The following is a 26100-nucleotide window of genomic DNA, read 5'->3' on the forward strand; positions in this document are numbered from 1 at the left end:
GTCGCATGAAACCTGTATTGCTGGTGCTGGTATTTTTGTCGGAAGAACACCGTGCTTTGGTGAGCGAGCGATTCGATATGATCTACGCGCCGAATGCCCACTTGGGCAAGGACCGGTCAAACGGTGAGGCACAGATCGCGGCTCGTGGACATGAAATCAAAGTGGTGTTGACGAATGGCACCAATGGCTTATTGGCCAGCGAGATCGACCGCCTGCCCGCGCTGGAGCTGATCTGTACGGTGGGCGTCGGTTATGAAAACGTGGCCGTTGAGCATGCCAAAGCGCGCGGAATCCCTGTTGCCAATGCGGCGGGCACCAACGACGACTGTGTCGCCGATCATGCGATGATGCTGTTGTTGGCGGCTATTCGACGCTTACCCTTTCTCAACAATGGCGTACGGCATGGCTTGTGGCGCGACGATATTCCGCGTCCGCCGCATGTGTCATATCGCCGGCTGGGCATTCTGGGCATGGGGGCGATCGGGAAAAAGGTAGCCCGCCGGGCCTTGGGTTTCGATATGGAAATCGGCTACCACAATCGCCGGCCACGCGAGGACGTGGATTTTCAATACTTCGGGGACGTGAAAAGCCTGGCTGAGTGGTGCGATTTTCTGGTGGTGGCCGCGCCCGGGGGCAAGGAAACGTATCACATCATCGATGAGACTATCGTCAATGCGATCGGCCCGCAGGGCGTGCTGGTGAACATTGCTCGTGGCACATTGGTCGATACGGACGCGGTCGCACAGGCATTACGCGATGGCAGATTGATGGCGGCGGCTCTGGATGTCTACGAGAACGAGCCCACACCGCCGCAGCCGTTGCTGGATCTGGATAATGCTGTGTTGACCCCGCATATCGCTGGGATTTCGCCGCAGGCGATCGATATGTCGGTGCGTAAGTTTCTGGAGAACGCCGAATGCTTCTACGCGGGTAAGCCGTTGGTTACGCCGGTTGTGTGAAGGGTATATCTGGTCGGGTTTGAACAGCCTTGCTGTTCTTATGCTATGCGGTAGTTTTTGATGGAGATTGATTTGCTTATTGGACGTCGAGCCGAGGCAATCGGGCCGTGAGGGCTTCACAAAGCCGGTCCGGCGCGCGGGCGCCGGACACCGTGTTCGCTCGTCTCGTCCGGCCCGTTCGGGCCTACCTACGACGTCCGCTCCACTCGGCTTTGAGGCGCCCTCACGGCCCGATTGCCTCGGCTCGACTCGCAGTCACTCAAGCTCATCACATCGCTGGCACCAGCCTCTTGCTTGGCGTTTTTTTGTAGCACTGTTGGCAAAGAGGAAGATCTTGCAGGGCTGCCATTTTCGGGTGCCCTGCACCCCCGAAAATGGCGATCGGTCCGGGCATGCGGCGGGGTGGCGTGGTGCCAGGTTGGAAGATCTGCTTGGTTAGAGTCGATGCATGCGACGATGATGCATGGAACGTATGATGAGATGTAGAGCGTCATGACGCATAGAACGATGGTACGTAGAACGTCACTATGCGTAGGACATCGGGATACGCAGAGCGTGCGAAGAGGCGTCTCCCATCGTTGGATATCGCGAAATCGTCATTCGAAAGATCCCTTGCTTGTCCACTAGAACTCATCACCTCACCGGCCAGGGACAACAATCAGAACGGTTCTAATCCTAGTGCACCACGAAACCGGTTCTTGATAAATGGCCCATCTCTGGGCGGCAGCATACGCGGAGGCTCATTCGCCTCGATAAACACCTGCGCGAACGTGACCTCGTCGCGGGCTTGAACGCGGCGGATGACCTCATCGCAGCCCTCCAGACTGTCGGTAGAGAACGCGCCTCGGATACCAAAACCCTTGGCGACTGCGACCAGATCCGTACCCAGGCTGGAATGACTGCGCTGCATGCCGGTTTCACCGAAATGGCCGTTGTCCAGTACCACGATGGTGAGATTGCGCGCTTGCTTTGCTGCGATCGTGGCCAGGCTGCCTATGCCCATGAGCTGCTCGCCATCGCCCGTGATGACGACGACTGATTTGTCAGGTTGTGCCAGCGCCAGGCCTAATCCCAAAGGCGCTGCGCCACCCATGGCGCCCCACAGATAATAGTTGCTGTCGCGATCGCCAGCAGCATAGACGTCGTATGAGGCCGAACCCAGGCCCGTTACAACCAATGCATCGGGAACGCCCGCCAGCAGTCGCGCTACGAACTCCCGGCGTTGGACACCGGGTTTTTGTTGAGTCTGATTCATCAGTTGCGCTCCCATTTTTTTCGTCCGATCAGGTTCTGTCCCAATAGCACAGCGACTTTATCGCCTGCGCCAAAGGCGGCGTCGAATCCGGCACTGACAATCTCCTCTGCCTCTTCGGGACGGGAGACGCGCAGTACGTGTATGCCCATCAATTCCAGCGCGGCCTGTGTGGCTCTGCCCATCGGGCCTTGCCAGGGATTGAACTCCGCATATTCGCCACGCATGGTGACCAACGTGAAAAACGGAAAATCGGCCGCCTGCAGCAAGGAAAACATATTGACGCAGTTACCCACGCCGCTGCTTTGCATCAGCAACACCGCGCGCTGGCCGCCCAGCCAGGCGCCGCTGGCCAGCGCAACTCCTTCTTCTTCGGTCGTCAGCACGATGTCCTGGATATCCGGGTCGGCGATGGCGCTGCGTATGACGTGTGAATGGCCGGCATCTGGCACGTAGGCGATCTGCCGTACGCCGCCGTTCTTTAATACATTGAAAACGGCTTCCTGCCAGGAAGGCGTCGTAGTGGATGGTTGGTTCATTGGGGGAGATCCCTAGAGTTGAACGACGTAGAAATCATAAAATGTGATGGATGTGTAAATAAAATAGAAATTTGGCATGATCCAATCAAGATTCCTGATCGAGGCATAGCAAGATGGATTTGAAACAACTGCGCGCTTTCCTGACGGTTGTCGAAACCGGCAACGTGACGCGGGCGGCCGACGTGCTCAATCTGGTGCAGCCCGCCGTTTCGCGTCAGATCCGTTTGCTGGAGGAGGACATCGGCACGCCCTTGTTCGAGCGCGAGCGCCGCGGTATGGTCCTGACCGAGGCAGGCGAGGTACTGGTGGGCTATGCGCGCCGGGCATTGCTGGAGCTGGACCGGGCAAGGGTGGAAATCAACGGCGTGGGGCAGGGCATCAGTGGCCTGGTGACGCTGGGGCTGCTGCCCAGCAGCATCGACATGCTGTCCAGCCCATTGGCATCGGCAGTGGCGGCCGCTTATCCAGGCATACGCGTACGGATCGCCATGGGATACGCGGGGACGCTCCAGCGCTGGCTGGCATCGGGCGAGGTGGATGCTGCCTTGTTATATGGAGTGGAACGGTCGCCCGATATCGAGTCCACGCCACTGATCGAGGAGCCGCTCTGGGTCATCGGGCCGAAGCACAGTGCACTGCGTCCAGACCGTCCAGTTGCGCTGGCGGATCTGGTTGGCCAGAGACTGGTGCTGCCCAGTGCGCCGCATGGCATCCGCACGCTGATGGAGCATGCATGTGCTGTTGCGCACGTTACGCTCGATGTGTCGGTGGAAACCAACGCCTTGAGCGTCCAACGCAGCCTGGTATTGGGCGGGCATGGCTGGACGATTCTGCCGCCTATTGCCGTCGCAGACGACTTGCGCAGAAATCAATTGAGAGGTGCACCCTTGGCCGAGCCGGACATCACGCGCACGATCGTGCTGGGATTGCCGACCAATCGGCCCATTTCCCGCGCTGTTCAATGCACGGTGGACATATTGACCGACGAAGCGCGCAACGCAGTCGTTTCCGGAGCGTGGATAGAGGGGCGGTGGTTAGGGTGACAGGACACCGCCATATTCTTCAGGCCAGGACGCATGTAAACTAATTCCAGGTAACGACGGATGATGTCGTGGCTGCCGGGATGGGTTGGTGTACGGCAGCAGATTGGAACGGCCGACGGCAAGCTTGCATCGTGCCCGTGTCAATGCATAGCGCCTGGAGTGAACCTTGACTAATCCCTACGAAGTTCTCGGAGTAGCATCGACGGCATCACTCTCCGAGATCAAACATGCGTATCGCAGGCTGGCAAAGAAATACCATCCTGACCTGAACCCCGGCGATAAAGCCGCCGAGGAAAAGTTCAAGGCGATTGCGAGCGCCTATGCCTTGCTGGGCGACGATGACAAGCGCAAGCGTTATGACGCCGGCGAAATCGACGAGACGGGACAGGAACGTCCGCAGCATCACTACTACCGCGATTTTGCTTCGTCGGATCAAGCCCATCCCTACGCAGATGCGTCAGGCTTTGCAGACTTTATGCACGATGACGCCTTTGCGGAGATTCTCAGGCGTAGCCAAGAGGCGCAGCGCAATCGCCGTGGACGGGACATGCACTATCGTTTGGAGATTCATTTCGCCGAATCGATTACTGGGGCGAGCAAGCGATTGACCTTGCCTGGCGGCGACGTGCTGGACGTGACGATTCCGCCGGGGCTGCTGAGTGGGCAAGTGCTTCGGTTAAAGGGCAAGGGCGAGCCGGGTGCGGGCAGTGGTGGTCCGGGAGACGCGCTCATCGAGGTCGAGGTGCTGCCTGATGTGCGCTTTACGCGCAAGGGCGATGATATTTCGCTGGAGCTGCCCGTCTCCCTGTCCGAAGCCGTGCTAGGCGGCAGCGTGACGGTGCCTACTGCGACGGGCGATGTCGTGATGACCGTGCCCAAAGGCTCAAATACCGGAACCACGCTGCGCCTGAAGGGCAAGGGCGCTCCCCGTCGTGGTGGTGGATTCGGCGATCAGTTAGTCAAACTGAAAATTGTGCTGCCGAAATCGCCGGATCCGGATCTCGAGAGTTTCGTGTCGAATTGGACTCGGGGCAAGGACTTCAACCCCCGGGAGGAAGGGAAGTCATGAAGATGACCAAACAGGAGTTCCTGGTTTCTTGCGATCTGCCTGCGCCAACGTTGGAGCTGTATATAGAGCAACAATGGATCATCCCAGAGCAGTCCGCCGCAGGCATTACATTTTGCGAAATGGACATCGCACGCGCACATCTGATTCAGGATCTGAGAGTCAATATCGGCGCCAACGATGAGGGCATCGACATCATTCTGCATCTCATCGATCAGGTGCACGGGCTGCGTTATGCGCTGGCACAGGTTCAGAAGAAACCTTAATGCCACAACGGCCGATCAATCTGTACGCCATTCTGGCGCATCCATTGGCCCAGTTCAGGCCGGGCCAGTACGTTGAATTCCGCGGCGCGCTGGCTGCCTAGTTTATCCCCTGCGCCGGCAATCGCGGGATGGCACATCAAGAGATCGCCATCTCGGGCATTGCTTAGCCATTGGTGGAGCAATCCGGCGTAGTGACGCGGGCCGCCGTTCAGGCCGTACACTCCCAGCAAACGGCGGTTGGTACGCCAGCCCTCACGTTGTGCAGCGCGCGCAACGGCGCTGGCGCCCAGGGCTCCGATGACATGGGCTTTAGCGGATTCCTGGATGGGAATGCCTGCTTGCATACCGGGGGCGGTATATCGTAGCCATGGCCGATAACTGCCATACCGGTTTCGCAACAAGTGCAGCAAACGCGGCAGCACATGAGGCAACTGATGTACATGCTGATGCCCATCAACATAAGCGGGGGCGCGTCCCAATACCCGTTCGAAAGCGTCAAACTGGCGAGTCAGCTGTGCGTCTATCAGCTCATCACTCAAATAGCCCGCATAGGCACGGGTAACGAGCGCAGGCAACGGCAGGACTGCCAATTGGTCTCGATGACCAAATGACTCCGTCAGGTTCAGATGCAGGCCAACGTCGACATTCACGTCGCGCAATAGTGGTGCATTGGCAGAAAAGGTGGGCGCCTGTGTGAGGCAGCTGATGGCGCTGAGCCGCCCCAACTGCGCGAGTTGAAACATCCCCGCATCCACGCTCGAATTCATGCCAAAATCATCGCCACAAACGACGACGTGTTTCCAGCATCGCCCGTCATCCGTTCGACCATTCTCATTCAAGCCTTCATGCGAGCTTTGATTAAACAGATTGCCTGGTTTGTCGTCGTGGGCTGTGCCGCCGCCGCTACGCATTGGGCGGTCGCGGTGGCCTGCGTCGAAGGCTTGCATATGTCGCCACTCGCCGCCAATGCGGTGGGCTGGCTGATAGCGTTCGTTGTATCGTTCTCGGGTCATTATCGACTTACCTTTCGCCACGGGTCCTCACACTGGATGACGGCCGCGCGGCGCTTTTTTCTCATTTCTGCTTGCGGATTTCTGCTGAACGAGGCCTCGTATGCCTGGCTGCTGCATGCCACGTCATTGCGTTATGACGTATTACTTGCGTTGATCTTGATCGGGTTGGCCGTGCTTACTTTCCTGGCGAGCCGGCTGTGGGCGTTTCGCCGCAAAGCCGAGCTTTGAAATCTTGATCGATGTCGATTCGCCATACTGCGTAATGGCGGTCGGAAAACTTCGGTGTCAACCCTCGCAAAGCGGGATAATGCTGTGCGTCTTCGGGCTCGCCCCATATCCAGAACCGATTGCCTGGCGTCGCAGTACACAGACGCGACAGAAATGTCTCAGGCGATATCAGCAGACGTGCGGCCGCCTGCGGTGCAAATAGCCCAGCGTCATACAGCTCTTTGCGCCAGTTATCCCGCTGGGAGATCTTCGGGTTGCTCCAGTCGTCGACTACCCAGGCCGGTTGTGTCGCGCCTGTATAGATGCCCAGATCGAATGGATAGGAGTGCAGCGTCACCAAGGTATCGCTCGTCTGCATGTCCGCGGCGATCTGACGGCCTAGCGGTTCTGCGCTACGGCGCGGGTTGGCTACGAACACGCCCACCAGCACGACACATAATAAGAACGAGCCCGCCGCGCACCGGTAGAGCCACAGACGGGCTTGTCCGGTCGTGCTTTGGCTGATCGCGCGTTGTATCACTTCAGCCAGGATGACAGCCAGCGGGGGCAGTGCAGGCACGACGTAGCCAATGAGCTTTGAGCTGGGAATCGAGAAAAAGCCGAGTATCACGACAGTCCAGATCGCCATCAAACTGCGCAGTCCGGCGGGGTCCGGCATCTGCCAAAAATCTTTGCGCAGCATACCGCCACCCCATAGTGACCAAGGCAATATGAGGCCGACAGTGACAGGCAGGTAAAACCAGAACGGTTGCGCGTTATTGAATCCCGATTGCGCAAATCGTTCGAAATGCTGGTACACAAAGAAATAGTGAAAAAAGCCCGGAAATCGCGCCTGCATCATCCAAAACCAGGGGACGGCGACGAGTGCAAACATCAGCAGCGCGGGCGGCCAGAGCAGCACCCGAAAGCCGTGCCACCGCCGGCTCAGGATCAGCCAAAAGAAAATCGTGGCTCCGGGCAGGACCAGGCCGATCAATCCTTTAGCCAGTACAGCCAAACCAGCAAGCGCCGCGGCTGCCAATGACATCAGTCTGTAGGGACGCTGGGCTTGTGCGCGCAGCACACTGTCTGCCGCCGCCAGAACGGCCAACGTAATCAATCCGGCAACCAGCATGTCCGTGTTGGCAAACTGCGCACCACCATAAAAAAATGGGGTGGTGGCCAGGATTACGACAGCAATCGTCGCCGTCGCAGCATCCCGGTAACGCCGCACGAACGCATAAAGGCCCGACAACGCTGCCCAGGCGGCCAACCACGACGGCATGCGTGCTGCCCATTCGTTCAAGCCGAATAGCTTGAAGCCGACTTCCGTCAGCCAGTAGTACAGCGGAGGTTTATGGAAATACGGCATGCCATCCAACAGCGGCACGGCATGTGAGCCGCTGCGCAGCATTTCCCAGGCCACACCCGCGTAGCGGCCTTCATCCGGCAGGGTGAGTACGCGAGCCCATGACAGACCGGCCAGCCAGATCCCCAGGCCCAGGAGCAGCCACGCAGCGGGCGGCACCCAGGGATGGGTGCCAGTATTGTTGCGGGTCCTCATGGTTGCACCCGGGCGGAATTGGCATGGCGGGCGCGCCCACGGCGCTGACGTACGACAAAGAGCGGGCGGCCTTTCACTTCGTCAAAGATGCGAGCCACATACTCCCCGACGACACCCAGGGAAATCAGATTCACGCCGGCGAAGAACAACAGCGCAGTGACGATGGTCGTCCAGCCGGAGATATGGTTGCCGTTGACCAGATAGTCCAGGACCAGGTAACCGCCATAGGCAAACGACAACAGCGCAAAAACGCATCCCAGCAAGCTGACCATGCGCAATGGCCAGGTTGTAAACGCAGTCAGTCCGGTCAAGGCGAGACGGACCAAGCGCCAAGTGTTGTAGCGGCTCGCGCCATTGGCGCGTACGTCGGGCGTATAGGGCAGGGGTTCGCTACGGAATCCGACCCAGGCATACAACCCCTTCATAAAGCGGGTGCGTTCCGGCAAGGCCATCAGCGCCTCGATGACGCGCCGGTCCATCAACCGAAAATCGCCGGCGTGGGCGGGCACTTGTACGCCATGGGTGCCGCTGAGCAGGCGATAAAACCATTGGCTGCCTGTACGTTTGACCCACGATTCGTCGTCGCGATGTTCACGTACGGCATAGACCATGTCTGCGCCCGAGCGCCAGCGTTCGAGCATGGGACCGATCAGCGCAGTGGGGTGCTGTAGATCCGCATCCAGGCAAATGACGACGTCGCCGTCGGCCGCCTCGAATCCCGCAGACAAGGCCGCCTCTTTGCCGAAATTGCGCGACAGCTGCAGGTATCGCATACCGTCATGCGCCGTCCATTCGGTCATCAGGTCCTCGGTGCCGTCGGTGCTGCCATCGTCTATGACAATGATTTCCCACTGCGTCGACAGCGACTTCAGCTCCTGGCGCAATGCCGGCAGCAACAGGTGCAGGTTGTCGCACTCATTCAGGCAGGGGACGACGCAGCTGATGCGTGCGTCGTCAAATTTGTCGGCTCTGGACGAGGTGGTGATCAAGGGCGTCGCGATGGACGGCGTGGGCAAGACATGGGCTTGCGCGTTTAAACGAAATTCGAGGGCCATACAGGGGTACCCTGGCAGTGCAAGAGCGCCCAGTATGCGTGGCAGCTCGTCGAATTTTCGTTAAATGGGGTATGGAAAAACGTAAATGGGACAGTGGGATAGCGATGTTCAGTCAAATCTCAGCGTGAAACAGGTGCCCGACTGCGGGCCGCCGCGCTGCGATCTGACATCCAGTTCCCAGCCCTGCATGTCACACACTCGTTTAGCAATAGCCAGTCCCAATCCATGCCGCAGGCCACCATGATCCGCAGCCGGTGCAGACGCGTCCGCCAGCCGCCCGCTGTAATAGCGTTCGAATAAGAAAGGCAGCTCCGAGGTCTCGATTCCCCTTCCTGTGTCGCGCAACTCGATAGCACCATCGACCGTCAGCAACGCCGTCAGTGTGGCCGGCGCCGCGTGGTCTATGGCGTTGCGGACCAGATTGCGCAACACGGTCAGCAGGGCGTACCTATCGAGCATGCGCACCGTTTCGGGTGGGATGTGATTGCGAAACACGAGATCGCAAGCCTCTGCGATCGCTTCGAGTCCACGCCATGCGTCGTCCATGCAGCCATTCAGATCCACGGGTTCGGCTGGGCGAGGCTGGTCGCGGGCCATGGAATGTGCGCTCTCCAATGACGCGGCAATATGATCCACGTTGGCCACAATGCGCGTCAGGCGCTCCTTTGGGTCGGAGGACAGCGCCGTGTTGAGCAGCATGATTTCGCTATCGGAGCGAATCGCGGCCAGCGGCGTGCGGACTTCGTGGCTGAGGTTGGCCGCAAACTCGCGTTCGCGCGCGATCGAATGATCGACCTGGTTCTGAACACGATTGAACGCTTCAATAAGGCGGCCTGCTTCGTCATCGCGAGTGATGGCGATGTCTGGCGATCCGGGCGCCCAGTCTGATAAACGCGTCGTCAAGTCCAGCAGCGGGCCCACGGCCACGCCGGCAATCCGACGCGACAGCGCATAGGCGGCAATGATGCACAGCACGCCTACGCCCAGCACGATCAAGCCGAACTCACGCACGCGGGCTTCGTGCGCGGTAGCGTCATACAGCACATACAGCCGTCCGCGCGCGGTGTCTTCAACCATGACGTGCCAGGTTTCACCGTCGGGCTCCAACTCATGTAAGCCGGGGAGCAGGTCGCGCAGTGGTGCCGGCATGCCCTGGGGAATGTCATTATGGATCAGCCAAGCGCGAATCGAGCCTGTGAGTTCAGACGACTCTTGCGGCACCGCATAATTCGCATCGGATTCCAGGTGCTGGACGATGCGGTTGCCCTCAGAGGTCAGGATCTGTTCGACCAACCCGTCTTCCATCTGATCGAAGGCCAGGTAGGCCAGCAGTGCCAGGACGGCGACAAAAATAGAAACCACGCCCGTCAGCGCCCAGATGACACGCTGGGTGAGGGTGCCGCTTTTCATGCGCCTGCTCCGGGCTCGACCATCCGCCATCCCACGCCATGTATCGTTTCGATGCCATCAAAACCAGCGTCGGAAAGCGCTCGTCTGAGCAAATGCACCTGGCTGCGCAAGGCGTCGCTTGAGGGCGGGACATCGTTCCAGAGAATCGCCTCGAGTTCCTCTCTCGACACCACCTGGCCAGGGGTGCGTATCAGGGTTTCGACAATGAGGACTGATTTCGGTGTGAGGTGCAAGGCTTGGCCGGAAACCGATACCTCTCTGGTGCGTCCATCGAATTGCAGCGGACCGCACGTTTGTACGGCGTCGACGACTTTTCCCTTGGCACGGTGTATCAGCGCCAGCAGCCGAGCCTTGACTTCGGCCAATGCAAAAGGTTTGGTCAGGTAATCATCCGCGCCATGGCCAAAACCGGTCAGCTTGTCCTCCAGCGTATCGCGAGCCGTCAGCATCAACACGGGAATCGCCTTGCGCCATTCGCTGCGCAGCGTGTGCAGAACCTGGTAGCCGTCCTTGCCGGGCAGGCCGATATCGAGCACGACGGCGTCAAAATGCTGGCTCTGGAGCATACGCAATGCGGTCGTGCCATCATAGGCGACGTCCGGGGTAAAGCCGCTGAGCTCGAGGAATTGATACAGGTTTCCCGCGATGGTCAGATCGTCTTCGACGATCAGTACTTGGTAGTGCACATTGGCCGAAACGGTTTTCATGTGAGCTGATGCTGGCAGTGACGTGCGCGGTTAAAGGCAGGCGCTCCATGCGCCAAGGGCGTTGGTGACGGTTTGAGGATTATTGAGCATGAAGGGCCCGCCGTCGAATTTTCGTTGAATTTACCGAGGGAAGATCTCGCCGACATAGGGGGCCTGGGCACCGGCGGCGTGTCGGGACCCGCCGGTGCGTCTTGCGGCAGTCCGGGGGCCTCGGTGGCGTTGGGCAGACTAGCCTCTATAATTAAAGATTCGCCTTATTTCCGGTTCGTGCACGCATGAAATCCTCAGAGATTCGCCAGAAGTTCCTGCAATTTTTCCAGTCCAAGGGGCACACGATCGTGCCTTCGGCGTCGCTCGTGCCGGGCAATGACCCCACGCTGCTCTTTACCAATTCCGGGATGGTGCAGTTCAAGGACGTCTTTACCGGCAAGGAAAACCGTTCCTATTCGCGCGCGACCTCCTCGCAGCGCAGCGTGCGTGCCGGCGGCAAGCACAACGACCTGGAAAACGTCGGCTACACCGCCCGGCACCATACGTTCTTTGAAATGCTGGGCAATTTCAGCTTTGGCGACTATTTCAAGCGCGATGCCATCCAGTACGCCTGGGAATTGCTGACCACGGTATACAAGCTGCCGGCCGAAAAGCTCTGGGTCACCGTCTACCAAGAGGACGACGAGGCCTACGACATCTGGGCCAAAGAAATCGGCGTGCCGACCGAGCGCATTATCCGCATTGGTGACAACAAGGGTGCCCGCTACGCGTCGGACAACTTCTGGCAAATGGCCGATACCGGTCCGTGTGGACCGTGTTCCGAGATTTTCTACGACCACGGCCCCGAGATCTGGGGCGGCCCCCCGGGCTCGCCCGAAGAAGACGGTGACCGTTACATCGAGATCTGGAATCTCGTGTTCATGCAGTTCGAGCGCGACGTGGCCGGCAACATGAATCCGCTGCCCAAGCCGTGTGTCGATACGGGGATGGGCCTGGAGCGCATCGCCGCGGTGTTGCAGCATGTCCATTCCAACTACGAAATCGATTTATTCCGCCATCTGATCCAGGCGGCGGCGCGTGAGACCGGGGTGAGCGATCTCGCAGAGAACTCGCTCAAGGTGATCGCCGATCACATCCGTGCATGTGCTTTCTTGATCGTCGATGGCGTCATTCCCAGCAACGAGGGCCGTGGCTATGTGCTGCGCCGTATCGTGCGCCGCGCCTTGCGTCACGGTTACAAATTGGGTCAGACCAAGCCGTTCTTCTACAAATTGGTGCCGGATCTGGTTGCCGAGATGGGCGAAGCCTATCCCGAACTGGCTCAGGCCGCCGACCGCGTGGCACAGGTGCTCAAACAAGAAGAAGAGCGCTTTGGCGAAACTCTCGAACACGGCATGAAGATCCTGGACGGCGCCTTGGCGGGCGTGCCCGCTGGCGGGCAACTGGACGGCATGACGCTGTTCACGTTGTACGACACGTATGGCTTCCCGGTGGATTTGACGGCCGACATTTGCCGCGAACGCAATGTCGATGTCGATATGGCCGGTTTCGAGGCGGCGATGACGCGTCAGCGCGACCAGGCTCGCGCCGCCGGCAAGTTCAAAATGGCCGAGGGTCTGAGCTACGAGGGTGCAGAGACGCGCTTCGAGGGCTACGAAAAGCTTGAGCTGGATGACGTGAAGGTCACGGCGCTCTATGTGGACGGTACTCAGGTCGATCGCGTCCAGGCCGGCCAAAAGGCCGTCGTGGTGCTGGACGCCACGCCGTTTTACGCCGAGTCGGGCGGCCAGGTCGGTGATACCGGTCTGCTCGAAGGCGGTGGCGCCCGTTTTGCCGTGGCGGATACGCTCAAGATCCAGGCCGGTGTCTTTGGGCATCATGGCGAACTGGAGTCCGGCGCTTTGGCCGTTGGCGATACGCTCCTGGCTCGTGTGGATGCCGTGCGCCGCGCCCGTACCGTGCGCAACCACTCGGCGACGCACTTGATGCACAAGGCGCTGCGCCAGGTGCTCGGCGGGCATGTGCAACAGCGCGGCTCGCTGGTCGACCCGGACAAAACCCGTTTTGACTTTGCGCATGACGCGCCGATGTCCACCGAGCAAATTGCTCAGGTCGAGGCCATCGTCAACGCTGAGGTATTGGCCAACCAGCCGACGCAGGCTCAGGTGATGGCCTATGACGATGCCGTCAAGGGGGGCGCCATGGCGCTTTTCGGCGAAAAATATGGCGATACGGTACGCGTGCTGGATATAGGTTTTTCGCGCGAATTGTGTGGCGGTACGCACGTGAGCCGCACGGGCGATATCGGTTTGTTCAAGATCGTCGCCGAGGGCGGCGTCGCGGCTGGTGTGCGCCGGGTCGAGGCAATTACTGGCGACAACGCGTTGGTGTGGGTGCAGAACCAGCAGGCCCTGCTGCTGCGTGCGGCGGGCGTGTTGCGCAGCACGCCGGCTGATCTCCCCGAGCGTATCGCTCAGGTGCAGGATCAGGTCCGCGCGCTGGAAAAGGACCTCGAGCAGGCGCGCGGCAAACTGGCCGCCAGCGCGGGCAACGATCTGGCTGCCAAGGCCGTCGACATCAAGGGGGCCAAAGTGTTGGCCGCTAATGTCGGTGATGTGGACCCGAAAGCCTTGCGCGGGATGGTCGACAACCTCAAGGATCGTCTGAAATCTGCCATTGTGTTGCTGGCCAGCGCTGGCGCCGATGGGAAAATCAGTGTGGTGGGCGGTGTGACCGCGGATTTGACGGGCCGCGTCAAGGCCGGCGAACTGGTGGGCTTTGTGGCCAGCCAGGTTGGCGGCAAGGGCGGTGGCCGTCCTGATATGGCGATGGGTGGCGGGACCGATGCTCAGGCATTGCCGGCCGCGATCGCCAGTGTGGCAGGGTGGATCGATGAGCGCCTCTGAATTGCCGAATGCCGCTGGAGCGGCGGGGGCTCCCGCATCGCCGGAGAACCTGCCTGAGTTCCAGAGCGAGGTCGATGCCAGCGGGCTGACATGCCCGCTGCCCATCCTGCGCGCCAAGAAGGCCCTGGCGCAAATGGAGAGCGGGCAGGTGCTGCGCGTCACCACCACTGATCCAAAGGCCGTGCGCGATTTTCAGGCGTTTGCCAAACAAAGCGGCAATGGCTTGGTGGCTCAGCACGAGGCTCAGGGCTCGGTGTTGCATTTTTTACGACGCCGTTAGGCTGTCGCAGTGTCGGCTCGTGGATGGGTCATGAGCCGGATTTATACTGATTTCGCTGTCTGGCAGTAAAACGGTGATGACAGGTTTGTTTGTCTTTGACGAGCGGCTTTTCACACTATCGTTGCTGTGGCCAAGGTAAGGCTTGCTATGGCTTTCGAATTAATGCTAGAATCTTCCGTTTTTCACAACTAATTCAAGGGATTACCTATGGTGGTGATTCGCATGGCCCGCGGCGGCTCCAAGAAGCGTCCGTTCTACAACCTGGTAGCTACCGATTCGCGCAATCGTCGCGATGGCCGTTTCATTGAGCGCGTGGGTTTCTACAACCCCGTCGCCAGCGAAGGCTCGGAGCAACTGCGCATTGCGCTGGATCGCGTCCAATACTGGACCAACAGCGGTGCACAACTGTCGCCCGCCGTTGAGCGTCTGGTCAAAGACTACTCGGCCAAGGTTTCCGCTGCCGCCTAAGGGCTGGCAGGAAACCCTGTGCGTCGTTTTCGGCTGTAGTCCTGATGCCGTCTGATGCCATTACCCGCAACGTAGCGCCCGACGACTTAGTCGAGTTGGGCCGCATTACCGGGGCGTATGGTGTCAAGGGTTGGGTCAAGGTACAGCCGCATTCCGCACAGGCTGATGGTTTACGCCGGGCAAAGACCTGGTGGCTGACTCGCCTCGCCCCTGAAACGGCGCGAGGCGTTGTCACGTCTGTACCGGCCGCCCATCGAGTGCTGCAGGCCAGGCCCCAGGGCACGGCCGTGGTAGCGCAGCTCGATGGTGTTGCTGATCGTGATCAGGCCGAGGCCATGCGTGGCTACACCGTGCAGGTGCCGCGCAGTGAGTTTCCGGCGACTGCCGACGACGAGTATTACTGGGTCGATTTGATCGGTTGCGCATTCTATTCGGATGCGGAGGGCGAGCCTGCTCGCGTCGGTATCGTCGAGGATGTCATGGATAACGGCGCCCACGCGATCTTGCGTGTGGTGTTGCAACGTGCGCCCGCGCCTGGCGCAGAGCCTGAGCCCAGGCTCGATCCCAAGGGACGCCCGATGGAAATGCTGGTGCCTTTTGTCGCTGCGCATATCCTGGCGGTGGATCTTTCCGCGCGTCGTATCGACAGCAACTGGCCCACGGAAATCTGATGCGCTTTGACGTCGTCACGCTATTTCCGGATATGTTCGGAACCGTGCGCGACTTGGGCGTTACCGGCAGAGCACACGCGCAGGGGCTTTGGTCGCTGCGTGCCTGGAATCCTCGCGACTATACCCACGATGTGCATCGCACGGTCGATGATCGCCCTTATGGGGGTGGTCCGGGCATGGTGATGATGGCGGCCCCATTAGAGGCCGCTGTTGCTGCTGCGCAGTCGGATCGTGCAGCGCAGGGTTTTGGCGTCGCGCCGGTGGTGCTGTTGTCGCCGACGGGCCGTCGCTATGATCAGCAGGGCGCTCAGTCGCTCGCGGGCGGCGAGGGCGTTATTCTGATTTGCGGCCGGTACGAGGGTATTGATCAGCGGTTTATTGATCGCTGTGTGACGGATGAAATCTCGCTTGGCGATTTTGTATTGTCGGGCGGGGAAATTGCCGCGCTCGCGGTGATTGACGCTGCCGTGCGACTGGTGCCGGGCGTGCTGAATGATGGTGATTCCGCGCTTCAAGACTCTTTCAATGACACGTTGTCAGGGTTGCTTGATAGTCCGCATTACACGCGACCAGAGGTGTATGACGGCGAGAGCGTGCCGCCTGAATTATTGAGCGGCCATCATGCCAATATCGCGCGTTGGCGGCGGGAGCAATCCCTGAGCTTGACTGCACAGCGTCGCCCTGATTTGCTTGAACGGGCACGGGCTAATGGGTGGTTGACTCGCGCCGATGAAAAGTTTCTTGCGGCGTTGGCGGCTGCGGGGTAGGGGTCTCTGCTGCAAAGCACTAAAGCCTTGCCTTTCACGCCTACTCCCTTAATGCCTGAACGATCTGATCCGCACATGCTTGGGCTGCCGGACTGAGTCTCTTGCCGTTCACGGTGACAATGCAGATCTGCCGCGTGAGGATGCCTGGACGTATAGGCAAGACCTGGTAATCAACGTTCTCTTCCTTGGGTACGCATATCGTGGGCAAGATCGCGGCGCCGAGCCCCGCCTCTACCATGCTGATGACAGTTTGGTGATGGGTGAGTTCGATCTTGGGTCGATACCGCAGGCCCGCATTTCTAAAGACAAGTTCTACAGTGGCCCGCACCGCGGTGTCATGGGATAGCGCGAGCTGATCGATCTGGTTCAACGCCTTCAGCGTGATGTATTTCCGGTTGGTAGCCATGGTACGAGGCAGGATGGCGACGAATGGGTCATTGACGATGGCCTTGTGATCCAGATCGTATGAGTCCTCGTGCTGGGGGGCAACGGCGAAATCGGTGACACGCTCGCTCAGGTCCCTGTGAATCTGATTGATTGGACCTTCGTGCAGTTCCAGGGTGATATTCGGATATTTGTTTTTGAATTCACCTAGCACCGCAGGCAATTTCAAGCTGGAAATCGACGGGACTGTGCCAATCGATACGTGGCCACCACGCAGTTCCGATCTGTCTCCGAGTTCTCGTGAGACTTCCATCAACTCGCGAACCACCGTCTGACAGCGCGTATAAAACAGCTGCCCCTCGGTCGTCATGGAGACCTGGCGCGTCGTGCGATCAAAAAGCGGCACTCCCAGCTCGGTTTCGAGCTGCTGTATATGGGTGCTGATAGCGGCAGGCGAGCGATGCAGTTTGGTGCCCGCAGCGCTAAAGCTGCGCAGCTCCGCCACCGCAATAAAGCTCTCGATACGACGCAGATTCATAATTTTTAGAAAATCTGAATAATCTTTCTAATATTACCGATTATCAAAATCATCGGCGAGTGATTCAATGGCCCGCAAAAGGAGACAAAACATGGCCATTGAATGTAGACCCCTGTCATTCGCCTTGGGCGCCGAAATCCTGGGGCTGGATTTACATTTTCCGATTTCGGATAGCGATTGGGAAAGCGTGCATCAGGCTTTTCTGCAATATGGTGTGCTCTTGATTCGAGGTCAGTCTATTTCTCGCGAGCAGCACATCGCGTTCAGCCGCAGGTTCGGAGACCTGGATGAACACAAGTCCTTGCCTATGGACCGAAATGCCACGTTTCCAGAGCTGCTGATGGTGACAAACGACCAAAAGCCGGATGGCAGCCCCTCGAACTCCAGATACACAGGGCAGATGTGGCATTCCGACATGTCGTTCACTTTGGCCCCGGCGCTAGGGTCGCTTTTGCGTGCAGTCGAGGTTCCACCTGTCGGAGGGGATACGCTGTTTGCGAACATGTATGTCGCTTATGACGCACTATCAGAGCGGATGAAGCAGATGATCGAAGGGCTGAACGGCATTCATCATTCCGAGCGGAAAAATTCGGGGCTATCGACCTCTTGGGAAAAGGAAAATCAGCGTTTAAACCCGCCGGTCGCGCAGCCCGTCGTGCGCGTGCATCCCGAAACGGGCCGCAAGGCGTTGTACATTGGCGAAAAGGTCAAGTGCTTCGAGGGCATGACGCCAGAAGAAAGCAAACCATTGATCGACTTCTTGGTGGGCCACGCTACGCGACCGCATTTTGTGTACCGCCATAGCTGGCAGCCAAAGGACCTGTTGATCTGGGACAACCGTTGCACAGCACATCTGGCATTGGGCGACTATGACCCCCGATACCGGCGGCACTTGGAGCGAACCACTGTGCTGGGTACGCCTTCCGGCCATATTGCGGAAATCGGGGCGGCAGCATGAGATCCCCCTCCTGTACTCGACGAGCCCTGCTGCGTGCGTTAATTGCCGCCGGCATGATGGGGCAATCTATCGCATTGGCTTCCGGGCAAGGCAGCTTTCCGAACAAGCCTGTTCGCTTGATTGTGCCATTTGCGCCGGGAGGCTCCACGGACGTTTTGACGCGATTGATCGGTGCGCAGATGTCGACGCGATTAAAGGAACCCGTCACGGTGGAAAACCGGACGGGGGCGAGCGGCAATATTGCCGCCGACTATGTAGCGAAAGCGCCTCCCGACGGCTATACCTTGGTGATGGGCTCCATTGGTACGCATGCGACCAACTCGCTCATCTACCGCAACATGCCATACGACCCGGTAAATGATTTTGCTCCCATCGCGTTGGCGGGCGAAGTCACGCTCGTGCTGGTGGTCCATCCCGACCTGCAGGTGCAAAGCGTCAGCGAGTTGGTGCAATTACTGAAAAATCGTCCGGGCTCTATCAGCTATGCATCCGGAGGCGTAGGCGCCTCTCAGCATCTTGCCGCCGAGTTGTTCAAATATTCGACGCATACATCGATGCTGCACGTGCCTTATAAAGGCAGCGCGGGTGCGCTGGTGGACTTGGTCAGCGGGAGAGTGCCTGTGATGTTCGCGGACTTGCCGCTGGTATTGCCGCACATAGAAAACGGTGCCTTGCGCGCGCTGGCCGTTTGCGATCCCGTTCGCAATGCTGTGATTCCTCGGGTGCAAACCATGCAGGAAGCCGGTGTTGCTGATTACGTAGCGACGGCATGGTATGCGTTGTTCGCTCCAGCCCAAACACCGGCAGATCACCTGCAAATATTGCAGCGCAATGTGGCTGATATCTTGCAGGCCCCTGAAGTGATCAAGGCCATCCAGGATATTGGCGCCAAGCCTGGAGATGCTGTGGGCGAAAAGCTGCGCGCGTTTCAGTTAAAAGAGATTGCGCGTTGGAAAACGGTAGTCAAGGTCGCAGGGATCAGTATGGACAACTGATTCGCCTCACAGGTAATGGCCGCAAACAGGCGAGTGCCCGCACGGACCGCATGGTGCCGTCGAGTGGTAACCCTGCACTACACGCCGCGCGCTCGACGAAGCGGAGCTCAGGGCAGCCGCATGTCAAAACCAGCTTTAGCCAGTTCGAATTGGCATTGCTCAAACCCTGTGCTGGGTACCAGTTCGCCCGTGCGATCACGGATTTGGTCCATCTGGGCATGGATCAAGCCCGCCGCATCGTCGGCCGCATCGGTGAATATGCCCTGCGTCATCGTGATATTCGCGCTTTCGACGGCGCCGCCACCGGCTAACAGGATGCAGCGGGTGGGGGCATCGTCTCTCACCAATGCGGTCAGGGCGGGACTTACGGCCTCAGGGGCGAGGCGCGATAACGACTCGGGGGTCAGGATGCCCGCGGTCATGGCTGTGGCCGCGGTGGGGGCCAGGCAATTTACGCGTATGTCGTGCTTGGCGCCTTCGAGTGCCAGTGTCTGCATCAAGCCCACGAGCGCCATTTTTGCGGCACTGTAGTTGGCCTGGCCGAAATTGCCATAGAGGCCCGATGATGACGTAGTCATCACGATGCGTCCGTAGCGCTGCTCGCGCATGGTGTCCCACACCGCTTTGATGCAATGCACGCTGCCCATCAGATGCACATCTAGCACCAGACGGAAATCGTCGATCGACATCTTGGAAAAGCTCTTGTCTCGCAGAATGCCGGCGTTGTTGACCAGGATGTCGATGCGTTGCCATTGATCCACCACGCGGGCTGCCATGTCCTGCATGGCGGAAAAATCGGTCACGTCGCCGGCGATAGCGATGGCGGTTCCGCCTTCACTGACGATTTCGTCGACGACTAAACTGGCAGGCGATCCGGGGTGCGATCCGGCCACATCGTTGACGACGACGCGTGCGCCCTGGCGGGCGAGTTCCAATGCATGTGCCCGGCCCAGGCCACTGCCGGCTCCGGTGACGATGGCTACACGATCCAGCAGGTACTTTTTCATCATTTAACTCGAGAGACCTCGGCATTTACGCTGAGGGATAAAGGTGGGCAGCAAGGCTGCAGCATGGGTTGGTGTACAGAGTCCGGACAGGAATCAAAAAGCGACGGCGTCCCGGCCTTTCAGTCCCAGCATGGTGCGCGCCTCGTCCGGTGTGGCGACGTCGAGCGAAAGCTCATTGAGAATACGCCTGATTTTGCGCACTTGTTCGGCACATGAGGTGGCGAGCTGGCCTTTAGCCACGTAGAGGCTGTCTTCCAATCCCACGCGCACGTTGCCGCCCAGGATCGCGCCCATTGTGACCAGAGGCATTTGGTGTCGGCCTGCGCCTAGCACCGAGAAACGATAACCGTCGCGGCCAAACAGGCGGTCTGCGGTGGTTCTCAGGGTGACCAGGTTTTCCGGGTCAGGCCCCATGCCGCCCAGGATGCCGAATACGCCTTGGATGAATAAGGGTCCTTGTATCAAGCCTTCATCGACGAAATGCGCGAGGTTGTACAGATGACCCAAGTCATAACACTCGAACTCGAAGCGCGTGCCACACTCATCGCCCAACACTTTGAGGATGTGCCGGATATCGCGAAAGGTATTTCGAAAGATCAGGTCTTCCATGCCTTCGACATAAGGCTTTTCCCAGTCGTATTGCCATTGCGTAATACGCCGTGCAGCAGGATGGATCGAGAAATTCATGGAGCCCATATTCAGCGAGCACATCTCCGGCTTGGCGCGCAGCGGGTACGCCAGCCGTTCTTCCAGTGTCATGCGAGTGCTGCCGCCGGTGGTGATGTTGATCACGGCGTCGGTAGCGTCGCGTATGTGCGGAACAAACGCGTCGAATATGGCGGGGTCCGCCGTGGGACGGCCATCGACGGGATCGCGTGCATGCAGATGCAGGATGGCCGCACCCGCAGCCGCGGCCTCGATGGCCTGTTCGGCAATTTGCTCAGGCGTCAGTGGCAAGTGCGCCGACATGGTCGGCGTGTGGACCGATCCCGTGACTGCGCATGAAATGATGACTTTGTTCTGGCTGTTTTTCATTTTTTGCTCCGAAGTCAGACGGCCAGCCATTGCGACAGCAGCTCGTCGTTGGCGCTCAGTTCCTGCGGGCCGCCTTCGAATACGATGCGGCCGTGGCCCATGACGCAGACACGTGTAGAGACCTTTAGCGCGATAGTGAGCTTTTGTTCGACCAGCAGCACCGATACGCCTTTGCGATGCATGTCCTGTATGCATTCGCCGACCTGGGCGACGATTCGGGGTGCTAGCCCCTCGGTGGGCTCGTCGATCAATATGACGAGCGGGTTGCCCAGCAGCGACCGGCAAATGGTCAGCATTTGTTGTTCACCGCCGGACAGGCTGCCTGCCTTGGTGTTGCGCCGCTCCTTCAGGCGCGGGAAATAGTCGAACATTTGCTCCACCGTCCAGCGATGCGCGCCCGGCACCGCGGGTTGTTCGCCCATGCGCAAGTTTTCGTCCACGGTGAGATTCGCAAACACCTCACGCTCCTCTGGCACGTAGGCAATACCCGCGCGGCACATGGTGTAGGGGCGCGCACCTGTCAGGTCGCGGCCCTGCAGGCATATACGGCCAGAGGTTGGCGCCACCAGACCCATGATGGTCTTCATCGTGGTCGAGCGTCCAGCCCCATTGCGACCGACCAGACTGACGACCTCGTTCTGTCCAACCTGCAGATCCACGCCATGCAGCACGTGGCTCTTGCCGTAGTGGGCGTGCAGATTCTCTACATTGAGCAGTGTGGTAGCGGCGGTATTCATGAGCTTGCCTCGTCGCCCAGGTAGGCCTCGCGCACGCCTGCGTGGTTGCGGATTTCTTCGGGTGATCCGGTCGCGATGATCTGGCCATACACCACGACGCTGATGCGATCGCTTAACGAAAAAACGACGTCCATGTCGTGTTCGACGATCATGAGCGTGCGGCCAGCAGATATTTCGCGAATCAACTGCGAGGTGTATTGCGTCTCGTCGTGCGACATACCCGCCATGGGCTCGTCCAACAATATCAAGCGCGGATCGGACGCGAGCGTCATCGCGATCTCTAGTGAGCGCTGTTCTGAATAGGCCATTTCACCGGCGATCGCATCTGCCTTGGCACTCAGCCGTACCAGGCCTAATAGCCGTTCTGTTTCAGCGCGTATGCCGCGATCCCGATCGATGAAACGCCAGAACGCATACTGTGAACGGTGTGCACGCATGACTGCGAGACGCACGTTTTCGTAGGTGCTGAGTCGTGGAAAGATGTTGGTGATCTGGAACGAGCGCGCTAATCCGCGTCGATTGATGGCTTGCGGAGATTGACCAGCTATCTCGCGGCCCTCGAATTGAATCGCGCCAGCGCTCGGCGCCAATTGACCGGAGATCAAGTGAAACAGCGTGGATTTGCCCGCGCCGTTGGGGCCAATGATGGAATGCCGCTCGCCAGGGCGCACGCTCAGGTCGATGCCTCGAATGATGTCGGTGGAACCGAACGATTTGCGCAGACCATGCAGGGCCAGGATAGGTTCGCTCATGCTGCATCCTTGCTGGGGTGTATAGCGGCCGGTGAGGTTATGGCAGACTGGCTGTCGTCGATCGATAGCATTTGCAGTTGATGACGGCAGCGCCGGTAACACCAAAGGGCTGCTCCGAATAACAGTGCAGGAACGCACCAGGTCAACGGCGATCCAGGTCGCCACGGTTGATCTAGGAGCATGACTGCAGGCCATGCTGCGTCGGGATGGGCTTGCAATAGCGATCGGTATTCCTGCGAGAACAAGCGTTGCAGGAGTTCGATCGTGAATGTAACGCCCGCGGTAGCCAGCATGACGCAAACGATGCCTGTGAGAAAGAGCGGTAACACTCGGCCTAAACCGTGGCGCTCGCACAGACGTGCGGCAACGGAGATCAGGCCGCTCAACCCCGTCGGCATGAACATCATGACCAGTACAAACAGGATGCCCTGATAGAGCAACCAGGATCGGGTCAAATCCGAGATGGCATAGCCAAAGAACGTCATCAACGCCGCGCCAAAGGCAGGCCCCAGGAATACCTGCACGCCGCCTATGTAAGTGTTAAGCACCGCAGCGGCCGAGAGCGACGGATCGAACACCACATAGTTGGCCGATTCATTTGAGAGCACTTGCAGGCTGCCGGCAATGCCGGAAAACATGGCAGAAATTGCGAACACGAGGGTGCTCAGGCCGTGCACGTTGTAGCCCAGGAATTGCAACCGATGCCGGTTCTCGCGCAGTCCCAGTGTCAACCTGCCCAGTGGCGTGCGGGTGTACAAATAAAGCAAGGCCATGGCCAGCAGCACCCAGGCCAGGGTCAGGTAATACACCTGGGTGGTGGAGCCAAAATCCAACCCCATAGCGGGCATACGCATGGTCGAGATGCCTGCCTCGCCGCCGAATATCGTTTTCAGATGAGGCGCGAGCGAATGGACAAGTTCGGCGATGGCTAAGGTAATCATCGCGAAGTAGGTGCCACTGCGCTGTGTGGCAAACCAGCCCGCGATACCTCCGAAAATCAATCCGCCTCCCGCGCCGGCCAGAGGCATCAATGGTGTGGGCAACAGTCCCGCGCCGCCTATTGCGTTCATGGCGTGCACGGTAGCAAACGCACCCACGCCAAAATAGGCGGCATGTCCGAAAGACAGCATGCCCGCTTGCCCGCACAGCAGGTTATAGGCGCTGGCAAAAAGGGCGGCGATCAGCATCTGGATGGCGGCATTCAGCAGGCCCTGCGACAGCAGCATGGGCAATGCCACCAGCAGTAGAACGCCGGTCACGCAGCAGTAGAAAGTTTTTTTCATGACGTCAGCCCTTTTCACCCATGAGCCCACCGGGACGCACCAGCAGGATCAACAGCATGAGCGCGAACGGCAGCGTCGCAGCCAAACTGGACAGATTCAACGTCATCAGGCCTCCGACATTACGTGCCCATTCGCCAGCGCCAAACAGCGCAAACAGATCGGCCAGACTGCTGTCGATCGTCACTGCCAATGAGGTCATGATGCCTATCAGTAACGAGGCCAGCATGGCACCGACCAGTGATCCGAGGCCACCGACCACGACGACGACGAACACCATAACTCCCAGCTCCAGTGCCATGTTCGGATTGGTGGTGTAGAAGGCTCCCGCTACTGCGCCTGCCAGCCCGGCCAACGCTGCGCCGGCACCGAACACGCCCATGAATACCAGCGGTACGTTGTGCCCGAGCGCCTCGGCCATGCTGGGCCTGTGAATCGCCGAGCGCACCACGATGCCGACGCGTGTGCGTGTGAGCAACAGATAAATCACGATGAACATCGCGATGGCGATGCCGCCCATCAACAGACGATAGGCGGGATACTGCGTGCTGCCCACGCTAAAGGCGGCAAAGTCCAGCGACGGCGGCATGCGGTAATCCACCGGATAATTGCCATAAAACAGCTTGATCGATTCCGCGATGATGAATGACAGTCCGAACGTCAACAACAATTCGTGCGCATGTCCGTGACGATGCACTCGGCGCAGAAAGTAGCGTTCCACGATCACCCCGATCAGACCGACCAGCAGCGGTGACACGATCACGGCCAGCCAGAATCCCAGCATGCCTTGCAGCGTATAGGCAAAGTACGCGCCCAGCATATAGAACGACGCATGGGCAAAATTCAGCACACCCATCATGCCGAAAATCAGCGTCAATCCGGCGGACACCATGAACAGCAGTAATCCATAGACGACGCCGTTCATCAGCGAGAAAAGAATCTGTTCCATGGTCTGGCGCTCAACCGGGGCGCTTCATTTTGCAGCTGGGCTGCACCGGAGTAGAGGCTTGCTCGGCGTCGAGCAGCAGTACGGGTTTGAAACCCATGTCCGTGCCGTCGACCTTGTGTCTGGCGTCACGAGAAACGGTGGACACAACCATGGGCAATTGCGCCTGGTGATCCGATGCCCTCATGCTCATCTCGCCCATGGGTGTCGAAATGCGGGTCGTTTCCATCACCTTGGCCAATTCGTTCACATTCAGCGCGCCGTCTTTCGGCTGCGTGTGTTTGAGCGCCTCGGCGACCATCTTCATGCCAAAGACGGTTTGTGGTTCGACAAACACCGGTATATGACCGGTCTTGGCGCGATAGTCTTGCAGAAATTTCTCTGCGTCCTCGTTGCCCGCCTCGGCGTTGAAGGTGTGCGCGACAAAGCTGCCTTCGGCCAACTCGCCGGCATTGGCGAGATTGCCCGGCTGATCGAGATACACGGTACCGTAACGCGCCTTCAGTCCACCGGATTTCGATGCCTTCATGAGCAGCAGCAGATCATTGGACCAATTGCCGGTCATGACCGTGTCGGCGCCGGATGCGGCGATTTTTGCAACGTAGGGCGAAAAGTCCTGGATCTTGTTCACGTCATGCAACGTCTTGTCCACCACCGTGTATCCGCCGAGCTTCTGGTTGTCCAGGATCGCTTGCTGCATATCCTGGCCCCAGGAGTAGTTCTGGTTGATAGCATAGACCTTGGTCCCTAACGCATTCGCCTTCTTCATCCCCTCGACCAGCGATTTGGTGCGCACCTGTGCATTGCCGGCAAAACGGAAATGGTAGAAATTGCATTTCTCGCCGGTCAGTTCCAGTGCTTCGGCGCCCATGTTGATGTAGACCATCTCTTTGCCGGGATTGCGCAAGTTGTGCTTGCGTATGTCTTCGGTGATCTGGCCGCCGATTGCCGATGAGGCACCCTGCACCACGATCTGCACACCGTCTGCAGCGGCCGCTTTTAGCTTGTCCGCCGCGCCAGAAGGGCCTCCTTGATTGTCATACTCCAGCAACTGGACGGGCTCGCCGTTCCAGCCTCCTGCGGCGTTGATCTCGTCTATCACGTATCGTACGGCCGCTCGATACGACTGTCCCGATGACGCCTGCGGGCCGGACAGCGTTTCCACCAAGCCTATTTTGACCGGAGCCGCTGATGCGGTCGCGCCGCCGGCCGCGAGTGCGCAGGTCATGGCGATGCCGGGAAGGCTGAATTTGTTCATTTGTCTGTCTCCTTTTTTTAATGCTTCAGGACGAGCCGACTGTGTC

The 26100-nt window shown here is 59.0% G+C and carries 27 protein-coding genes; 12 read left to right on the top strand and 15 right to left on the bottom strand.

Annotation, left to right across the window (positions count from 1 at the left end; translation table 11 throughout):
- The first annotated feature begins 5 nt into the window (after nt 1-5).
- Nucleotides 6-959: a 2-hydroxyacid dehydrogenase gene (locus ACYVIT_RS07630; protein WP_415808754.1), complete on the top strand. Its 954-nt coding sequence runs from the start codon at nt 6-8 to the stop codon at nt 957-959.
- Nucleotides 960-1617: 658 nt separating this feature from the next.
- Here the strand turns inward: ACYVIT_RS07630 and ACYVIT_RS07635 are convergent.
- Together ACYVIT_RS07635 and ACYVIT_RS07640 are read right to left on the bottom strand one after the other, a co-directional pair.
- Nucleotides 1618-2214, bottom strand: coding sequence for a thiamine pyrophosphate-dependent enzyme (locus ACYVIT_RS07635; protein WP_415806463.1), 597 nt, complete (start codon nt 2212-2214; stop codon nt 1618-1620).
- Entirely contained in the window at nt 2214-2750 is a 537-nt protein-coding gene (locus ACYVIT_RS07640; protein WP_415806464.1) for a phosphonopyruvate decarboxylase, read from the bottom strand. Before ACYVIT_RS07640 ends, ACYVIT_RS07635 begins: the two co-directional genes overlap by 1 nt.
- Nucleotides 2751-2863: 113 nt before the next feature.
- Here ACYVIT_RS07640 and ACYVIT_RS07645 point away from each other — a divergent pair, with 113 nt between their 5' ends.
- The 3 genes from ACYVIT_RS07645 (at nt 2864) to ACYVIT_RS07655 (ending at nt 5125) form a co-directional block, all read left to right on the top strand.
- Nucleotides 2864-3793 (top strand): LysR family transcriptional regulator, encoded by a 930-nt coding sequence (locus ACYVIT_RS07645; RefSeq protein WP_415806465.1) that lies wholly within the window; start codon nt 2864-2866, stop codon nt 3791-3793.
- Nucleotides 3794-3959: 166 nt separating this feature from the next.
- A complete protein-coding gene (locus ACYVIT_RS07650) occupies nt 3960-4862 on the top strand; it encodes a DnaJ C-terminal domain-containing protein (RefSeq protein WP_415806466.1) in 903 nt (300 codons plus the stop codon).
- A complete protein-coding gene (locus ACYVIT_RS07655; RefSeq protein ID WP_415806467.1) occupies nt 4859-5125 on the top strand; it encodes a chaperone modulator CbpM in 267 nt (88 codons plus the stop codon). Before ACYVIT_RS07650 ends, ACYVIT_RS07655 begins: the two co-directional genes overlap by 4 nt.
- Here the strand turns inward: ACYVIT_RS07655 and ACYVIT_RS07660 are convergent.
- Nucleotides 5122-5892 (bottom strand): ChbG/HpnK family deacetylase, encoded by a 771-nt coding sequence (locus ACYVIT_RS07660; protein ID WP_415806468.1) that lies wholly within the window; start codon nt 5890-5892, stop codon nt 5122-5124. The genes ACYVIT_RS07655 and ACYVIT_RS07660 overlap by 4 nt on opposite strands.
- Before the next feature lie 78 nt (nt 5893-5970).
- Here ACYVIT_RS07660 and ACYVIT_RS07665 point away from each other — a divergent pair, with 78 nt between their 5' ends.
- The gene (locus tag ACYVIT_RS07665; RefSeq protein ID WP_415806469.1) at nt 5971-6366 is read left to right on the top strand and encodes a GtrA family protein; all 396 of its coding nucleotides are present in this window, start codon (nt 5971-5973) and stop codon (nt 6364-6366) included.
- On the opposite strand, the gene ACYVIT_RS07670 is transcribed toward ACYVIT_RS07665, so the two are convergent.
- The 4 genes from ACYVIT_RS07670 to ACYVIT_RS07685 all read right to left on the bottom strand — a co-directional run bounded on the left by ACYVIT_RS07670 (nt 6314) and on the right by ACYVIT_RS07685 (nt 11081).
- Nucleotides 6314-7909 (bottom strand): ArnT family glycosyltransferase, encoded by a 1596-nt coding sequence (locus ACYVIT_RS07670; protein ID WP_415806470.1) that lies wholly within the window; start codon nt 7907-7909, stop codon nt 6314-6316. The genes ACYVIT_RS07665 and ACYVIT_RS07670 overlap by 53 nt on opposite strands.
- Nucleotides 7906-8964 (bottom strand): glycosyltransferase family 2 protein, encoded by a 1059-nt coding sequence (locus ACYVIT_RS07675; RefSeq protein WP_415806471.1) that lies wholly within the window; start codon nt 8962-8964, stop codon nt 7906-7908. Before ACYVIT_RS07675 ends, ACYVIT_RS07670 begins: the two co-directional genes overlap by 4 nt.
- A gap of 108 nt (nt 8965-9072) precedes the next feature.
- A complete protein-coding gene (locus ACYVIT_RS07680; RefSeq protein WP_415806472.1) occupies nt 9073-10374 on the bottom strand; it encodes a sensor histidine kinase in 1302 nt (433 codons plus the stop codon).
- Entirely contained in the window at nt 10371-11081 is a 711-nt protein-coding gene (locus tag ACYVIT_RS07685; RefSeq protein ID WP_415806473.1) for a response regulator transcription factor, read from the bottom strand. The genes ACYVIT_RS07680 and ACYVIT_RS07685 overlap by 4 nt, the downstream gene beginning before the upstream one ends.
- A gap of 275 nt (nt 11082-11356) precedes the next feature.
- Here ACYVIT_RS07685 and alaS point away from each other — a divergent pair, with 275 nt between their 5' ends.
- From alaS to trmD, 5 genes are all read left to right on the top strand, one after another.
- Nucleotides 11357-13978: an alanine--tRNA ligase gene (alaS, locus tag ACYVIT_RS07690; RefSeq protein ID WP_415806474.1), complete on the top strand. Its 2622-nt coding sequence runs from the start codon at nt 11357-11359 to the stop codon at nt 13976-13978.
- Complete coding sequence (locus ACYVIT_RS07695) at nt 13965-14258, top strand: sulfurtransferase TusA family protein (protein WP_415806475.1); 294 nt, start codon at nt 13965-13967, stop codon at nt 14256-14258. The genes alaS and ACYVIT_RS07695 overlap by 14 nt, the downstream gene beginning before the upstream one ends.
- Before the next feature lie 207 nt (nt 14259-14465).
- Nucleotides 14466-14726: a 30S ribosomal protein S16 gene (rpsP, locus tag ACYVIT_RS07700; RefSeq protein WP_094820518.1), complete on the top strand. Its 261-nt coding sequence runs from the start codon at nt 14466-14468 to the stop codon at nt 14724-14726.
- Between the two features lie 44 nt (nt 14727-14770).
- Nucleotides 14771-15397: a ribosome maturation factor RimM gene (rimM, locus tag ACYVIT_RS07705; RefSeq protein ID WP_415806476.1), complete on the top strand. Its 627-nt coding sequence runs from the start codon at nt 14771-14773 to the stop codon at nt 15395-15397.
- Nucleotides 15397-16164 carry a tRNA (guanosine(37)-N1)-methyltransferase TrmD gene (trmD, locus tag ACYVIT_RS07710; protein WP_415806477.1) on the top strand — a complete coding sequence of 256 codons (768 nt, stop codon included), beginning with the start codon at nt 15397-15399 and terminating at the stop codon, nt 16162-16164. The genes rimM and trmD overlap by 1 nt, the downstream gene beginning before the upstream one ends.
- Nucleotides 16165-16204: 40 nt before the next feature.
- Here the strand turns inward: trmD and ACYVIT_RS07715 are convergent, their stop codons facing one another.
- Nucleotides 16205-17086, bottom strand: coding sequence for a LysR family transcriptional regulator (locus ACYVIT_RS07715; protein WP_415806478.1), 882 nt, complete (start codon nt 17084-17086; stop codon nt 16205-16207).
- 91 nt (nt 17087-17177) lie between these two features.
- On the opposite strand from ACYVIT_RS07715, the gene ACYVIT_RS07720 reads away from it, so the two are divergent.
- Together ACYVIT_RS07720 and ACYVIT_RS07725 are read left to right on the top strand one after the other, a co-directional pair.
- The gene (locus ACYVIT_RS07720; RefSeq protein WP_415806479.1) at nt 17178-18044 is read left to right on the top strand and encodes a TauD/TfdA dioxygenase family protein; all 867 of its coding nucleotides are present in this window, start codon (nt 17178-17180) and stop codon (nt 18042-18044) included.
- Entirely contained in the window at nt 18041-19039 is a 999-nt protein-coding gene (locus ACYVIT_RS07725) for a Bug family tripartite tricarboxylate transporter substrate binding protein (protein WP_415806480.1), read from the top strand. The genes ACYVIT_RS07720 and ACYVIT_RS07725 overlap by 4 nt, the downstream gene beginning before the upstream one ends.
- A 107-nt stretch (nt 19040-19146) precedes the next feature.
- On the opposite strand, the gene ACYVIT_RS07730 is transcribed toward ACYVIT_RS07725, so the two are convergent.
- The 7 genes from ACYVIT_RS07730 to ACYVIT_RS07760 form a co-directional block, all read right to left on the bottom strand.
- Nucleotides 19147-20046 carry an SDR family NAD(P)-dependent oxidoreductase gene (locus ACYVIT_RS07730; protein WP_415806669.1) on the bottom strand — a complete coding sequence of 300 codons (900 nt, stop codon included), beginning with the start codon at nt 20044-20046 and terminating at the stop codon, nt 19147-19149.
- A 93-nt stretch (nt 20047-20139) separates the two neighbouring features.
- Entirely contained in the window at nt 20140-21081 is a 942-nt protein-coding gene (locus ACYVIT_RS07735; protein WP_415806481.1) for a beta-keto acid cleavage family enzyme, read from the bottom strand.
- 14 nt (nt 21082-21095) lie between these two features.
- Nucleotides 21096-21818: an ABC transporter ATP-binding protein gene (locus tag ACYVIT_RS07740; RefSeq protein WP_415806482.1), complete on the bottom strand. Its 723-nt coding sequence runs from the start codon at nt 21816-21818 to the stop codon at nt 21096-21098.
- Nucleotides 21815-22570 (bottom strand): ABC transporter ATP-binding protein, encoded by a 756-nt coding sequence (locus ACYVIT_RS07745; RefSeq protein ID WP_415806483.1) that lies wholly within the window; start codon nt 22568-22570, stop codon nt 21815-21817. Before ACYVIT_RS07745 ends, ACYVIT_RS07740 begins: the two co-directional genes overlap by 4 nt.
- On the bottom strand, nt 22567-23853 hold the full coding sequence (locus ACYVIT_RS07750; RefSeq protein WP_415806484.1) for a branched-chain amino acid ABC transporter permease: 1287 nt from the start codon (nt 23851-23853) through the stop codon (nt 22567-22569). Before ACYVIT_RS07750 ends, ACYVIT_RS07745 begins: the two co-directional genes overlap by 4 nt.
- 4 nt (nt 23854-23857) lie before the next feature.
- The gene (locus tag ACYVIT_RS07755) at nt 23858-24799 is read right to left on the bottom strand and encodes a branched-chain amino acid ABC transporter permease (protein WP_415806485.1); all 942 of its coding nucleotides are present in this window, start codon (nt 24797-24799) and stop codon (nt 23858-23860) included.
- Between the two features lie 10 nt (nt 24800-24809).
- A complete protein-coding gene (locus ACYVIT_RS07760) occupies nt 24810-26054 on the bottom strand; it encodes a branched-chain amino acid ABC transporter substrate-binding protein (RefSeq protein WP_415806486.1) in 1245 nt (414 codons plus the stop codon).
- Between the last annotated feature and the right edge of the window lie 46 nt (nt 26055-26100).

It is taken from the genome of Bordetella muralis, assembly GCF_054781015.1.